Annotated in this window: 13 protein-coding genes; 11 read left to right on the plus strand and 2 right to left on the minus strand. The window is 49.2% G+C overall.

Translation table 11 applies throughout. The annotated features are described in order from the left end of the window. Positions 1-286 precede the first annotated feature (286 nt). Genes ACGTIC_RS02440 through ACGTIC_RS02450 form a run of 3 tightly spaced genes read left to right on the plus strand, consistent with a single transcriptional unit; the run spans position 287 to position 3,237 of the window. Complete coding sequence (locus ACGTIC_RS02440; RefSeq protein ID WP_159897787.1) at positions 287-1,519, plus strand: MFS transporter; 1,233 nt, start codon at positions 287-289, stop codon at positions 1,517-1,519. A 17-nt stretch (positions 1,520-1,536) separates the two neighbouring features. Beyond that, complete coding sequence (locus ACGTIC_RS02445) at positions 1,537-2,208, plus strand: cyclase family protein (RefSeq protein ID WP_059076130.1); 672 nt, start codon at positions 1,537-1,539, stop codon at positions 2,206-2,208. 24 nt (positions 2,209-2,232) lie between these two features. After that, on the plus strand, positions 2,233-3,237 hold the full coding sequence (locus ACGTIC_RS02450) for a PdxA family protein (protein ID WP_113855282.1): 1,005 nt from the start codon (positions 2,233-2,235) through the stop codon (positions 3,235-3,237). Between the two features lie 122 nt (positions 3,238-3,359). Here the strand turns inward: ACGTIC_RS02450 and ACGTIC_RS02455 are convergent, their stop codons facing one another. After that, on the minus strand, positions 3,360-4,727 hold the full coding sequence (locus ACGTIC_RS02455; protein ID WP_162816205.1) for an MATE family efflux transporter: 1,368 nt from the start codon (positions 4,725-4,727) through the stop codon (positions 3,360-3,362). Positions 4,728-4,859: 132 nt separating this feature from the next. Beyond that, positions 4,860-5,726, minus strand: coding sequence for an AraC family transcriptional regulator (locus ACGTIC_RS02460; protein ID WP_059077120.1), 867 nt, complete (start codon positions 5,724-5,726; stop codon positions 4,860-4,862). Positions 5,727-6,003: 277 nt separating this feature from the next. Here ACGTIC_RS02460 and ACGTIC_RS02465 point away from each other — a divergent pair, with 277 nt between their 5' ends. From ACGTIC_RS02465 to ACGTIC_RS02500, 8 genes are all read left to right on the plus strand, one after another. Further along, on the plus strand, positions 6,004-6,780 hold the full coding sequence (locus ACGTIC_RS02465) for an SDR family oxidoreductase (protein WP_059077119.1): 777 nt from the start codon (positions 6,004-6,006) through the stop codon (positions 6,778-6,780). A gap of 20 nt (positions 6,781-6,800) precedes the next feature. Further along, positions 6,801-8,045 (plus strand): L-fucose:H+ symporter permease, encoded by a 1,245-nt coding sequence (gene fucP / locus ACGTIC_RS02470; protein WP_059077118.1) that lies wholly within the window; start codon positions 6,801-6,803, stop codon positions 8,043-8,045. 11 nt (positions 8,046-8,056) lie between these two features. Further along, positions 8,057-8,839 carry an amidohydrolase gene (locus ACGTIC_RS02475; protein WP_113855284.1) on the plus strand — a complete coding sequence of 261 codons (783 nt, stop codon included), beginning with the start codon at positions 8,057-8,059 and terminating at the stop codon, positions 8,837-8,839. Positions 8,840-8,979: 140 nt separating this feature from the next. Continuing rightward, positions 8,980-10,830 carry an ATP-dependent zinc metalloprotease FtsH gene (gene ftsH, locus ACGTIC_RS02480; protein ID WP_075581806.1) on the plus strand — a complete coding sequence of 617 codons (1,851 nt, stop codon included), beginning with the start codon at positions 8,980-8,982 and terminating at the stop codon, positions 10,828-10,830. A gap of 20 nt (positions 10,831-10,850) precedes the next feature. Then, positions 10,851-11,387 (plus strand): hypothetical protein, encoded by a 537-nt coding sequence (locus ACGTIC_RS02485; protein WP_257536618.1) that lies wholly within the window; start codon positions 10,851-10,853, stop codon positions 11,385-11,387. Then, a complete protein-coding gene (locus ACGTIC_RS02490; RefSeq protein ID WP_257536619.1) occupies positions 11,384-12,421 on the plus strand; it encodes an LD-carboxypeptidase in 1,038 nt (345 codons plus the stop codon). Before ACGTIC_RS02485 ends, ACGTIC_RS02490 begins: the two co-directional genes overlap by 4 nt. 123 nt (positions 12,422-12,544) lie before the next feature. Further along, positions 12,545-13,018: an NUDIX domain-containing protein gene (locus ACGTIC_RS02495; protein WP_075581807.1), complete on the plus strand. Its 474-nt coding sequence runs from the start codon at positions 12,545-12,547 to the stop codon at positions 13,016-13,018. After that, positions 13,011-14,468, plus strand: coding sequence for an aminotransferase class I/II-fold pyridoxal phosphate-dependent enzyme (locus ACGTIC_RS02500; RefSeq protein ID WP_113855285.1), 1,458 nt, complete (start codon positions 13,011-13,013; stop codon positions 14,466-14,468). The genes ACGTIC_RS02495 and ACGTIC_RS02500 overlap by 8 nt, the downstream gene beginning before the upstream one ends. The last annotated feature ends 3 nt before the right edge of the window (positions 14,469-14,471 follow it).

Consider the following 14,471-nt stretch of genomic DNA (forward strand, 5'->3'; position numbering starts at 1 on the left):
AAAATTTTATCTTTTTAAATCATGTTGAAATAAAAAGAGTATATCTTATGTTATTACATCATAGGTGGCAGTTTGTAAATACGCATTGGCATAAATATTTCATATAGACATGCGAAACGTGAGAATAAACGAAATGGCCATTTGATTTAATACTCGAACGTTGACCGTAATATGTTTCAATCTTGTTTTTATTCTATTATAATGAACTAATACGGACGTAAAGGAGAAAAAAATGAATACGGTTCCAAAGAAAAGATGGTTTAGAATTTTACCGGCAGTATTTCTTATGTACTGCATCAACATGATTGACAGAAATAATATCGGTTTTGCCTTCCCGGGCATGGAATCAGACCTGGGAATTGGTGCTACCTATGCCGGTCTTGCCGGTGGTATTTTTGCTATTGGTTACTTATTCCTTCAGGTTCCTGGCGGCTTATGGGCAGAACGCTGGAGTGCTAAGAAACTGATTGGCGTAGCTCTCATTGCGTGGGGAATCTTTGCTGCTGCTACCGGCTTTATCCAGAACGTGACACAGCTTCTGATTGTCCGCTTTATGATCGGTTTCGTCGAAGGCTGTATCCTGCCAGCCATTGTATTGCTCCTGAAACGGTGGTTCCCGCTGGATGAACGGGCCCGGGCCAATGGCATCTGGATGCTTTCCATTCCGTTTGCAGCCATGATTATGTCGCCTATCTGCGGTTTCATCCTTACCTATGCTACCTGGCGTGAAATGTTCTGGATTGAAGGCGCATTCCCGATTATATTCTGCATTATCTGGATGCTCTGCATTACGGATCATCCGAAAGATGCCAAATGGCTTTCTGAAGAAGAACGGAATTACCTTGTCAATGCTGCTGCAAAAGAAGAATCGAAAATTGCCACTAAAGGTATGTCGGTCATGGAAGCCCTTAAGACCCGTAATGTAATCATTCTCATTGCTATCTGGTTCCTGACACAGACCGGATTTGCCGGTTATTCTATCTGGCTTCCGACCATGATGAAAGATTTGACGGGCAGCAGCCAGATGCTGGTTGGCCTGCTGACTTCTGTTCCCTGGTTCTTTGCCATGATTATGCTGACTTTGAACTCCCGCCATTCCGATAAGACGGGCGAACGCCGTTTCCACATGATTGTACCGGCTGTTACATCGGCTCTGTGCCTGCTGGCTTCTACACTTCTGGCAAGTTCTGGTAATGTTACGGCAGCCGTCATCGCCCTGATTTGCTGTGGCGGCCTGATCCAGTGCTACTATGGTATCTGGTGGGCTATTCCGACAACATTCCTTACGGCAGATGTACTGGCTGTTACCCTGGGTGTCATCAACGCAGTCGGCAACCTGGGCGGTTTCTTCGGACCATGGCTCTTTGGTTATTTCACAACCGTTACGGGAAGCTCCCTGGGTGGCATGGTATTCCTGGTCGCTGCTTCCATCGTAGCGCCGCTTCTTCTGTTATTCCTGAAAAAAGATGCAACGAAAGCACCGTCTGCTACGGCTGCCCCGGTAAGTAAAGAAGCTTAAAAGGAGATGCAAATATCATGAAGTTGATCGATTTATCTTTTCCTATCCGCGATCATTGGCGTTGGGGATATAAACAAAGTTTGAAACATACATTAGAAGCCGGCGATGATTTCCGCGCTTCTGTCATGACGCTTCCGGCACATGCCTTTACTCATGTTGATACACTGCTGCACTGCAAACCAGGTGGTGCGCCGGCTTTGGACGAACTGCCTGTCGATACCTATAGCGGGGCTGCAGCCGTCATCGACCTTTCTCATATCGGTGCCGATCATGAAATCACGGCAGATGATTTAAAAGAACATGCCAAGGATATCCGTGAAGGGGACATTATTATCTTAAAGACCTGCTGGGATAAGAAACGTGATATCCAGTCTAAAGAATATTGGACGGATGCTCCTTTTGTCAGTGAAGAAGCAGCTGACTGGCTCTATGCCCAAAAGCCTAAGGCTGTCGCCTTTGATTTTCCGCAGGATCAGATTCTTAAACAGGCGGCTACGTATAAAGGATGCCTGCCTATGAGTGAATCGACGACACATTACGCATTACTCCTGAAAGGTGTATTCCTTATTGAATATCTGGCGGGTCTGGATCAGATTACAGAAGACAGAATTACCTTTATGGCTCTGCCGCTGCGCCTTGTAGGTGTGGAAGGCTGCCCCGTACGGGCTGTGGCCGTCAAATCTTTATAATAACGTAAGGAGAAATATATAACTATGAAACCAATTATCGGTATATTTTTAGGAGAAGCAGCCGGTGTAGGCCCGGAACTGATTGCCAAACTGGTAGCAGAAAAAATGCCGGATACGTGCTGCCGCCCTGTACTCATCGGCGATGCCCGTGTATTGCGCCGGGGGATGGAAATTTCTCACGTTGATTTTCCATTCACCTGTGTAGATAAGGTAGATCAGATTGACTGGGATGGTCCTGTTTCCATCATTGATTTGAAAAATCTGGACCCTGATACGGTCAAAATCGGAGAAGTCGATCCTAAATCCGGCAAAGTGACCGGTGATACCCTCGTGTATTCGATGGACCTTTTGAAGGATCATCAGATTGATGGCTTCGTCTTTGGCCCTCTCAACAAACAGGCTTTCAAACGGGGCGGGTATCATGTAGAAGACGAACATGAACTCTTTGCTCAGTGCCTCGACTGGATGGATAAGCCCCGCGGTATCCTCAATGTCATGAATAAATTGTGGACATTCCGCGTGACGACGCACATCCCCTTCAAAGAAGTACCTAAATATATTACTAAAGAAAACGTCCTGAAGACCATCGATTTGACCTATCAGACGATGAAACGGGCTGGCTATGATAATCCCCGTATTGCTCTGGCAGCACTCAATCCGCATTGCGGGGAAGGCGGCCTGTGCGGTACCGAAGAAATCGATATCCTCAAGCCCGTCGTAGAAAGCCTGCAGGCCCAGGGAAAAGATATTGTCGGTCCCGTATCGGCAGATACCATTTTCATGCATGCCTTCCGGGGCGAATACGATGCCGTCGTGACGTTGTATCATGACCAGGGGCAGATTGCTACGAAACTCCTGGCTTTTGATGAAGGAGTTACCGTAGCCGGTGGCCTGCCGTATGCCATTACGACGCCGGAACATGGAACGGCATTTGATATTGCCGGCAAAGGTATTGCCAAAACGAGCTCTTTTGCCCATGCAATCCGTCTGGCAGCCCAGATGTCCGGCTGGAGGGGAGAAGAAGCATGATCATCTGCTTTTTGCAGATGCGTAAAAAAGGCTCCGGTGGCAGCACACCGGAACCTCTTATAAGACGTTAATGAATAAGACCGTATACCTCCGGGTATGCGGTCCTTTTCATTTGGACACAGTCATTTTTGCCGGACCCGGGATTTTTTCCAGGCGCCGCTCAGATAAAAGAGGATACCTACCCAGAATGGCGTGAAGTTGGCCAGGGCATCCCCGAGCCAGAAGCCCATATAGCGCATATTCAGATAGATGCCGAACAGGACGGACAGACCCAGCCGCAGGATGAGGCCGTCAAAGAGGGCTGTTGCAAAGTTTACTTTGGTATTGCCGCTGCCATTAATGAGGGAATTCATGGCAGACCGGCCGGCACAGCTGAAAAAGCAGAGGATGCCAATGGGGACATATTCTAAGCCGATACGGGCTACTTCAGGGTCATCGGTAAATATCTGAAAAATTTCTACCGGCCAGGTGTACAGCAGGATAGAAAAAAGGATAGCCAGAGTAACGGTGATGCGGAAGATGGACCAGATAATCTGATTGACCCGTTCGTACCGGGCAGCTCCGATGTTCTGCCCTATCATGGACGATCCGGCTGTATTGATGGCATTGGAAATAAGATTGGATGTTACATAGAGACGGTTGGCCACTCCGGAAAATGCGGAAACGGCTACGCCATAGGAATTAATCCATGAATTGACGAATAATTTGGAAAATTGGACAGAAGCGTTTTTGATGGCCATGGGAACGCCTAGTTTGAGAAGATCACCGGCAATCTGAAAATCAGGATGAAAGAATTCTCCCAGGGAAGCAGGCAGGTAGTACTGGCTGCGATGGCGCCAGACAAAACAGGATGCGGCCAGAAAACTGACTCCCTGACTGAATACGGTAGCCAGGGCAGCGCCGGCGGCTCCCATATTCCAGAAGCAGACGAAAACGAGATCCAGAATGACGTTGAGGACTGTAGCGCAGGCAATGAAATAAAAGGGATGCCGGGCATCCCCCATGCCACGGAGAATAGCACTGGCAGCATTGTATCCGTAGATAAACAGAATGCCTGTCATGCTTACGACGGCATATCCCATCGTTTCGCCATATGCTTCAGACGGTGTATTCATGAGAGCCATAATGGCGTGCCGTTCATACAGGCAACCTGCGGTCATAAGCAGAGCAAAAAAGAGCAGCAACAGGAGCAGGGTACTTACCAGAGCAGCCAGCTGATCATGACGCCGGGCCCCGATATACTGGGATATGAGAATCTGACCGGCGCTGGAAAATCCCATAGCGATAAAAGTCAGGCAATTCGTCAGGTCTCCGCCGATAGAAACTGCCGACAGGCCAGCCTTTCCCAGTACCTGGCCGACAATAATCATATCTGCCATATTATATGTAATTTGTAATAACTGGGACAAAAGCATAGGCAGGGCGAACCAGAGAAGCTGCCGGGTGACGCTGCCTGTCGTAAAGTCCGTGACATAAGTTGATTTATTCATTGCAGCTGAAACACAGAGAGCCTGTAGCATAGAATTCGCTGCAGGCTCTCATCCTTTATGTTTTATTATTGTTGTATCAGCAGAAAACTGCTATATCGACATTATACCAGACCTGTCCCGGGTGGAAAAGTGCTATTTCCGGTTGACCTGACGGAATTTACCAGGGGAAATCCCTTTTTGTTTGCGGAACGTTTTGATGAAATAACTGAGGTTATTGAATCCGCAGGAATAGGCAATATCCGTGATGGATTTGTCTGTGTAGGCCAGTTTCAGGCAGGCCTGGTCGATACGGTACTGGTTCAGATATTCAATCGGTGTATAATGCGTCATTTTCTGGAAAAATTTACAGAAATAATTAGGTGACAATCCGGCAGCACTGGAAAGCTCGGAGAGCGTAAGGGGTGCAGCGTATTTGTCATCAATGAGCTGAAATGCTTTTTTTAGTTTTTGCATCTGAAGATGACTCGTTTCTACAGGCTGCTTTGTCACAGGAGTATATTGCTTTTCCTGAATGATAAGTCCGAACACTGTATACAGCATGCCTGTGACAATCAGTTCATAACCGGGATTTTCCCGTTGCATTTCTTCAAAGAGTATACGGACGATGAGAGCTATTTTCTTATCATCCTGGTTGAAATGGTTGCGGACATTGAAGGTATGATTGAGCAGATTATTGAGATCACTGGATTGATAATTGGCCGAATGAAGCAGTTTGGGAGGCTCAAATACGAGACATTCATACGCCGTATCATCGGAATCGACAACACCTCCGTGGACGATTCCGTCGCGGATAAAGACGATATCTCCCGGAACGAGATGGAGTGTTTCCTCATTGAGCGAGATAGTAAAACCGCCGCGGAGCATACGGATGAGTTCATATTCCATGTGCCAGTGATAGGGCATGTTAAAGCGGGGATGATATTTTTCAACATGATAAAAGCCTATGGGAAAATCGAAGCGGCCGCGCTTCATCATTTCATGATAACTTTCGTGTTCCAATGGACCAGATACCTCCTTCTGATGCGTAATATTGTACAAACAAACGATAAAATTATTATATTTTAACATTGTTAACTAACAAAAATAAATAAAATAACCGAAATTGACATAAAATTATTATACTAATAGGTAGTATAACACAAGTAAAGAACTTTGCCTAATGCTATACTATAAGCATGAACAAAAGGAATAACAAAAATTAAAATCATGCATGATACGCAACAAAGTTAAACAGTTAATGACTTTATGGTATGGTTAGAAAGGATGGTATTATATCATGGATTTACAGTTAAAAGGAAAAGTCGTATTGGTTTCTGGCGGTGGTGCCGGTATTGGCAGCGGTATCGTAGTCTCTCTCGTAAAAGAAGGCGCTGTTCCCATTATTCTGACCCGTTCGGATAAACCGGAATTCAAAAAAGAATTGGATGCGATGGGCGCCGATTATGAATTTCACCTCATCGACCTCAACAACACCGACCAGATCAAACCGATTGTTGACGATGTAGCGAAACGCCGCGGTGGTATTTATGGCGTCGTAAATAATGCCGGTTGCAACGATAATAAAGCTATTGAAGAAACGTCGTGGCAGGATTTTGAAAAGAGTCTACATGGTAATCTGACCCATTATTATGAACTTGTCCGGGCGGCTCTTCCCTACCTGATTAAGAGCAAAGGATCGGTCCTCAATATTACGTCTAAAACGGCTCTTACCGGCCAGGGAAAGACGAGTGCTTATGCAGCTGCCAAAGGGGCTATCCTGGGCCTGACCCGTGAATGGGCCGCTGCGTTCCTTCAATATGAAATCCGCGTCAATGCCATCGTAGTCAGCGAATGCTGGACTCCGCTGTATGCAAAATGGATCAAGACCTTTGATGATCCGGAAGCCCGTAAGAAAGTCATTACCGATAAGATTCCGTTCCAGCACCGCTTTACGACAATTGAAGAAATTGGAGACAATACGGTATTCCTCCTCTCACCGGTATCATCCCATACGACGGGCCAGTGGGTATTCGTCGATGGCGGCTATGTACATCTCGACCGTGCGTTAACCTAACAGCAGGGAGGTAAGGACGTATGCCAAGTGCAAGCAATAAAAGTATAAAGATTGCGTTTATCCTGGTTACGACGCTGTTTTTGCTCTGGGGGCTCAGCTATGGCCTGATCGATGTCATGAATAAGAATTTCCAGAACCAGCTGGGGATTACAAAAGCTACTTCCGGTCTGTTGCAGGCAGCTTATTTCGGCGGGTATTTCGTTTTCGCCACGCCGGCTTCTCTCGTAGCCCGCAAATACGGTTATAAAGGCGGCATCATGATGGGCCTGGCACTGTATGCTATCGGTGCCCTCCTGATTGTCCCGGCCAGCAATGCCCACAGCTTCCAGATTTTCCTCGTAGCCTTCTTCATCATCGCCTGTGGTCTGGCCAGCCTGGAAACGAATGCCAATCCGTATATCACTAAGTTAGGCAGTGATAAGGATGCTGCATTCCGGCTGAATGTCGCTCAGTGCGCCAACGGTATCGGCCAGTTCTTAGGGCCTATCATCGGGGGCATGCTCTTCCTGTCCATCGCCAGCGGCACAGATATTTCACAAAACATGCACAACGTACAGATGGTTTATGTCGGTATTGCTGCTATCGTCGTCGTTATGCTTATCCTTTTCGTGGTCAACAAACTGCCGGAAGGGGCAGAAGTTTCCGGGGATGAAGATGCCGCCGAAGGAGATGGATCGTATAGCCAGCTGTTCAGCTACAAACACTTCCGCCTCGGTGCTCTCGCCCAGTTCCTCTACATTGCAGCCCAGGTCGGCGCCGGTGCCTTCTTCATCAACTACAGTGTTGAACACTGGCAGGGACTTTCCGACAGCCGTGCCGCTTATTTCTTCAGTATCGCGCTCGTAGCCTTTCTGATTGGCCGTGTCGTAACGACACCGCTTATGAAAAAATTCAGTGCTGGTAAAATCCTCGGTGCGTATTCAGCTATTAACGTCGTCCTCGTCGTACTGCTGAATGTCGTTTCCGGCAGCACAGCCGTATTCCTTCTCATTGCCGTATTTTTCTTCATGTCCATCAGTTTCCCGACCATCTTTGCCCTGAGCATTGTCAATCTGCCACAGAATCTGGTCAAGACGGCATCCAGTATCATTATCATGAGCATCGTCGGTGGAGCTATCATGCCGTACTTCATGGGTCATGTCGCCGATATGGTCAATACAGCTGCCGGGTATCTGCTGCTCATCCCATGCTTCCTCTATGTTGCCTGGTACGGCTTCAAAGGCTGCCATGCTGATGACAGTGCCAAGAAAGCTGTTCAGCAGTAAGGAGAATTGTTATGTTAGATATTATTGACAGCCATTTCCATATATGGAATCTCGATGTACTTCGTCTTCCCTGGCTCAAAGACTGTCCGGCCATTGCTCATAGCTATGTCGTGTCAGATCTTCTGAAAGCCTATGGTCGCCACTCCGATGTCAACTTCCTCGGCGGCGTCTATATCGAAGTCGATTGCGACGACCGTTTTAAAGAAGACGAATACATTTATGGCCTTCACGAACCGAAGATGCTGGCCAAAGTCATGCGGGCCCCCCTTTCGGCACACATGCGCGTACCCCTTGGCATTGCCGGTGTCCGCGAACCGCTCCATGTGCCGGGATCGCCTAAAGGCCGCTGCCTGCAGAAAAGCTTTATCGAAGGATTGGAAGCATTGGCTGATGCGGGACTTCTCTTTGAAAGCTGCAACCGTACGGAAGAACTGGACGATATGTATCAGGCGGCAAAGACCGTTCCGCAGGCCAAAATCGTCATCAATCACTGTGGGAATGCTACGGAAGTGACTCCAGCATATAAAGAAGTGATGACTAAATTTGCCTCTCTTCCCAATGTGTACTGCAAGGTTTCGGGCTTTCCGACCCAGGATAAAACGTTCGTGAAAGAACTCCTCGATTTCCTGAGCGGGACCTTTGCTCCGGACCGCCTCATATACGCATCCAATTTCCCCGTCGTATCACTGTATTCAACCTTTGATGAACACCTCAATATCGTCCGCGATTATTTCCACGACGATCCTGATTTCTTTGCTAATACGACAAAAGCGTTATATCGGATTACAGACTAATACGCTTATGCCTGTTAGATAGCCACTTCTCTGAGGAAAAGCACTGCTTCTGCCGGCAGTGCTTTTTTCCGTATCATTTTCCCTGTTTGGGGTTATAATAATACCACATAGTACAGTTTGCACAGTAAGGGAGTGACACCATGAAAGAAGTCAAAGAAAAAAAGAAGCCCATGCTGTTTTATTATATCGTGGCGCTGGCGATAATATTTGTGTTTAATGCCATTGCCAAACCTTATTATGATCAGCAGAGCGTCAAAAATGTCGATTATGGCACCTTCATGAATATGACCGATGACAAATCGGTGGCCAGTGTGGAAATTGAAGAAAATCAGATTCTCTTCAAAGACAAAGACGGCAATCAATATCGGACCGGTGTCGTCAATGATCCTCAGCTGACAGAACGGCTGCATAAAGCCGACGTTTCTTTCAATCAGGTCATCAAAGAAAAGGATTCGCCTTTTACAGATTTCCTCATTGCCTGGATTCTGCCTATTCTGATTTTCTTTGGTATCGGCTATTATTTCAACCGCAAACTGATGAGCCGCGGTGGCGGAAATTCGCTCATGTTCGGCTCGAAAAATCAGGTCAAAGTCTATGTTCCCTCTGCTAATGGCATTCATTTCTCCGATGTAGCCGGGGAAGATGAAGCCAAGGAAAATCTGTCTGAAATCGTCGATTTCCTTCATCATCCCGATAAATATGCCAAAGTAGGGGCTAAGATGCCCAAAGGGGTACTCCTCGTAGGCCCTCCGGGCACAGGAAAGACTATGCTGGCCAAGGCTGTAGCCGGCGAAGCCGGTGTTCCCTTTTTCCCAATTGCGGGGTCGGAATTTGTAGAAATGTTCGTCGGCATGGGTGCTTCCAAAGTGAGGGACCTTTTCAATCAGGCCAAACAGAAAGCGCCGTGCATTATTTTCATCGATGAAATAGATGCTATCGGTCAGAAGCGGACGGGCAGTGCTATGGGCAATAGTGAACGGGAACAGACGCTGAATCAGCTCCTTACGGAAATGGACGGCTTTGATGCCGATGACAGTGTCGTCATTCTGGCGGCTACCAACCGTCCGGAATCACTGGACCCGGCACTATTGCGCCCGGGCCGGTTTGACCGCCGCGTTCCTGTCGAATTGCCAGATCTTCAGGGGCGCGAAGCCATCCTCAAGGCCCATGCACGCAAGGTTAGTCTGGGGCCGGACGTCGATTTCCACACCATTGCCCGTATGGCTGCCGGCGCTTCCGGGGCAGAACTGGCTAACATTGTCAATGAAGCGGCGCTGCGTGCTGTCCGGGACCACCGGGATGCCGTTTGTCAGGCCGACCTGGAAGAAAGCATCGAAGTCGTCATCGCCGGCTATCAGAAGAAGAATGCTATTTTGTCGGATGAAGAAAAGCGGACTGTGGCCTATCATGAAATCGGACATGCCCTGGTAGCTGCTCTTCAGAGCCATTCGGCACCGGTACAGAAAATCACCATCATTCCCCGTACGTCCGGGGCTCTGGGCTATACCATGCAGGTGGATCAGCAGGATAAATATATTCTTTCCAAAGAAGAACTGGAAAATAAGATAGCTACCTTTACCGGTGGCCGCGCTGCGGAAGAAGTCGTATTCGGCCGGGTGACGACCGGCGCTTCCAATGACATCGAACAGGCGACGAAGCTGGCCCGGGCCATGATTACCCGATATGGTATGAGTGATGAGTTTGATATGGTCGCTATGGAAACGGTGACTAATAAGTATCTGGGCGGCGATACGTCTCTGGCCTGCGCACCGGAAACGCAGAAGTACATCGATGCCAAAGTCGTGTCACTCGTCAAGGAACAGCATAACAAAGCCAGAAAAATTCTTTCCGATAACCGCCCCCTTCTGGATGAGCTGGCAAAGTTCCTGTATGAAAAAGAAACGATTACAGGAAAGGAATTTATGGCTATTTTGCGTAAATATTATAAACAGGATGAAGTCAAAGATGTTCCGGAACTGCCGGAAGATTAAATAAGAGAGGCGGAGATAGGATGAAAAACGGCAAGTATGGCAGACGAAACGAAAACATATGGAAAAAGGTAGCCGTCCTGATGAGCCTGGCCTTGTGTCTGGGTGCTGGAAGTGTGCTGCCGGTACAAGCGTATTTCAAGAGCCCGCTGGCCGCCGATTCCCGTTACCGGCCTGTAAATTTCGGCATGGGATACGAAGTATATGTTGATTTGTCGCGTCTGGAAACGATACCGGGACAAGGAGGAGACTGGGTATTTAAAGTCCCTATGTTTAATTCTAAAGAAGATTCTGGACAAATAGACGGGACGTATACGATTACCTATAAGATAGACCGGAGCAGAGAGGCCTGGGTCTATGATGAAGGGACGCATTCCTGGCAGGCTGTTCCCATGAGCAAACGGATACAGCACAGCCAGATGGCAGATTATGTGGCGGTTAATCTCTGCTATAAAGCAAAAACCGGCAAGTATCTCTATGATGCCGGCCAGTACGCACAAGCCATGGAACGGTATTATCGCGGACCGGCGGTGATGCCGGCTGTGGGAGATGTACCGTGAGGCGTCTTCGTATTTATGGTCTGCTGGCCGTGGTACTGATATCCCTGCTGACAAGTGTCATTGTGGTGCCAGTCTGTGCATACGGTTTGCCTGTCGTCAAAGGACGCCCTCTTCAGCCTGGCGATACGATAGGCATCGTTGCACCGGCAACGCATAGCGAAGATATCGAACTGGCTCCCCATCTGGAAGCGCTTCATGCCATGGGATATAAAACGTGCCTGGCTCCGTCGGCACTGCGCCGGTATGGTTATTTTGCCGGTACCGATTCGGAACGGGCCTCTGATATCAATGAATTTTTCCGCGATGACCGGATTGATGCCATTCTCTGTCTCAATGGCGGATATGGCAGTTCCCGCATTCTGGACCAGCTTGATTATACTATGATTGCGGCCCATCCCAAGTTGCTGGTCGGATTTAGTGATATTACGGCCCTTGAGGCAGCGCTCTATGAGAAAAGCCATCTCGTGACGCTCAATGGCCCGCTACTCATCACTCTTCCGGGCAGTCCTTATTCCTCTCAGCAGTTTGAAAAGGCCGTGACCACCTCGGTGCCGCTGGGAGCTGTGACCATGCCGGCCGGCAGAGTCTTACAGACCGTGCTGCCGGGGAAAGCCTCCGGCAGGCTTATAGGTGGCAACCTTTCCGTCGTTGCCTCCCTCGCCGGTACACCGTATGAATTAAAAGGAAAAGGCTGTATTCTGGTTCTGGAAGATGTGGGAGAAGAATCATACCGCATCGATCGGATGCTGAACCAGCTCTGGCAAAATGGGCTGCTACAGCAGGTGGAAGGAATTGTCTATGGCGATTTTACAGACTGTGGCCACGATTCCGGTGATTTTACGACCGATGAAGTGCTGGACTATTATGCAAAGAAAGCCGGAAAGCCTGCTGCCCGGGGATTACCCTTTGGTCACGGGGCAGATAAGGCCTGCATTCCTATAGGCGCAGACAGCGAACTGGATGCCCGGTCCGATGGAACGGCGCAGCTGATTATCAAAGAAGCTCATACGACACAAAAAAACGCATCGAAATGACGAGATGCGTTTTTTTGTGTGTCCGGTCCCGGTTATGGCCGAATCAGGGCTTTTTTTGTTGTCCCGTATTTGTTAAAATAATCTATTATAGTTGTATATGAAAGATGCAGAAAGGAGTGCGCTATGGCACAGGAAGAACGGGTGCATATGGGACTGAGCGTAAAGGCAATGATTTTTCATGCCGGCCGCCTGCTCGTGCTGCAGAAAAATGATTCGGAAGGGTTGCATCACTGGGAATTTCCCGGCGGAGGACTGAGGCGCGATGAGGACTTTGCTATGGCTGTACGCCGGGAGGTCATGGAAGAAACCGGGCTTTCTATTCAGATTCTGGCGACAGCAGGAACATGGAGTTATCAGAAAAAAGACGGCCAGTTTCTGAACGGCGTTATTTTTACGGCTGTGACAGATAAGGAGGACGTACGCCTTTCTCACGAACACTGTGATTACCGCTGGGTGACGCCGGAAGAATTCCGTACGTGTGAACTTCACGGGTCACTGAGACGGTCGCTGGACCGGATGCAGGAGGCAGACTATGAGCGGCAGGATTTCCTGCTCCAGCCGTTCCTGCGTCTTCATGGAGTGATTGGACATGAATAAAGAAGCGCAGAAGAGAACTCCTTTTGCCGATGCGTTAGAGGAATATTGCCAGCAGCAGATGGTGCCATTTCATACGCCGGGGCATAAATTGGGGACTGGAGCCCCTTGCAGGGAACAGGCCCTTTTTGGAACAGCGCTGCGGCAGGATTTGGGCCTTATGTACGCTCTGGATGACTTATTTCAGCCGGAAGGCCCGCTCCGGGAGGCGATGGAACTGGCGGCAGATGCCTATGGTGCCGGACGGACTTTCTTTTCCGTCAATGGGACGACGGCCTGTATTGAAGCGATGATTCTGGCTGTCTGCGGGCCCGGTGATACCGTGCTTATTCCAAGAGAAGCCCACCGCAGCGTCCTGAGCGGCCTGATTCTGAGCGGGGCCATGCCAGCGTATATGGAAAGCCGCTATGCCGGCAGGGAAGAAGTTTCACTCGGCCCTGACCCGGCCAGTCTGCAGGCGGCCATTGCGGCTCATGGGGAGGCAAAAGCTGTACTTTTCACCTATCCGACCTACGACGGTCTGGCCGGACGGTTGGCAGAGATGGTACAGATTGCCCACCAGCACGGACTAATTGTACTGGTTGATGAGGCTCACGGGGCGCATCTGGCCTTTCATGAAGACCTGCCGGCAGATGCCCTGGCCTGTGGTGCCGATTGTGTGGCTCAGAGCACGCATAAACTGACGGGATCGCTGACACAGACGTCTATGCTTCACTGCCGCAAGGGGTTCCCGTATACAGAACGGGTAGCGGCAGCTATGGCGCTTGTCCAGTCTACGAGTCCCCATTACTGGTTTCTGGCATCGCTGGATCTGGCGCGGCAGCAAATGGCACTGGAAGGAAGAGAACTGGAAGAGAAGGCACTTTTTCTAGCCCGACAGGCCCGCAAGCAGCTCAATGCCCTGTCCGGAATCAGCTGCTTTGGCGGGGAGATGACGCGTTATGAAGCCGTTGAGTCCTTGGATGAAACGAAACTGACGATTGATTTTTCAGGCCTGGGGCTTACCGGGCGGGAAGCGGAACGTCTGCTGCGGACTGCCCATATCGAAGTAGAACTTACCGCCGGCCATCACGTGTTGGCACTTGTTACCTTTGGTGATACAGAAAAAAGCATACAGACTTTACTGGAGGGCTGCCGTACGATTGCCTGTACGCATGAGACCGTGGAGCGGAAAGATACCGCTGAACCGCCACTGCCACAGCCCCGCGTCGTCATGGCGCCACGGGAAGCCTGGTATGCTGAAAAAGAAGCGATGGCCCGTCCTCTTTGTGCAGGACAAATATGTGCAGAAACGATTACCTTTTATCCGCCGGGAATCCCTGTTGTGGCGGCAGGGGAAGTATTGACCGGGGAGGTACTGGCATATATTGACCAGAAATTAAATGAGGGATATGTAACTAATGGTGCGGCAGACAGCAGTCTGGACACGATACAGGTCGTACGGAAAGGATGATAT

It is taken from the genome of Megasphaera hexanoica, from assembly GCF_043520715.1.
Classification (GTDB): domain Bacteria; phylum Bacillota; class Negativicutes; order Veillonellales; family Megasphaeraceae; genus Megasphaera; species Megasphaera hexanoica.

Bases quoted from the DNA above. Each gene is read 5' to 3' on its own strand.
- ACGTIC_RS02500 (WP_113855285.1), top strand. From the start codon at position 13,011: ATGAATAAAGAAGCGCAGAAGAGAACTCCTTTTGCCGATGCGTTAGAG.
- fucP (WP_059077118.1), top strand. From the start codon at position 6,801: ATGCCAAGTGCAAGCAATAAAAGTATAAAGATTGCGTTTATCCTGGTT.
- ACGTIC_RS02450 (WP_113855282.1), top strand. From the start codon at position 2,233: ATGAAACCAATTATCGGTATATTTTTAGGAGAAGCAGCCGGTGTAGGC.
- ftsH (WP_075581806.1), top strand. From the start codon at position 8,980: ATGAAAGAAGTCAAAGAAAAAAAGAAGCCCATGCTGTTTTATTATATC.
- ACGTIC_RS02465 (WP_059077119.1), top strand. From the start codon at position 6,004: ATGGATTTACAGTTAAAAGGAAAAGTCGTATTGGTTTCTGGCGGTGGT.
- ACGTIC_RS02495 (WP_075581807.1), top strand. From the start codon at position 12,545: ATGGCACAGGAAGAACGGGTGCATATGGGACTGAGCGTAAAGGCAATG.
- ACGTIC_RS02440 (WP_159897787.1), top strand. From the start codon at position 287: ATGTACTGCATCAACATGATTGACAGAAATAATATCGGTTTTGCCTTC.
- ACGTIC_RS02485 (WP_257536618.1), top strand. From the start codon at position 10,851: ATGAAAAACGGCAAGTATGGCAGACGAAACGAAAACATATGGAAAAAG.
- ACGTIC_RS02445 (WP_059076130.1), top strand. From the start codon at position 1,537: ATGAAGTTGATCGATTTATCTTTTCCTATCCGCGATCATTGGCGTTGG.
- ACGTIC_RS02475 (WP_113855284.1), top strand. From the start codon at position 8,057: ATGTTAGATATTATTGACAGCCATTTCCATATATGGAATCTCGATGTA.
- ACGTIC_RS02455 (WP_162816205.1), bottom strand. From the start codon at position 4,727: ATGAATAAATCAACTTATGTCACGGACTTTACGACAGGCAGCGTCACC.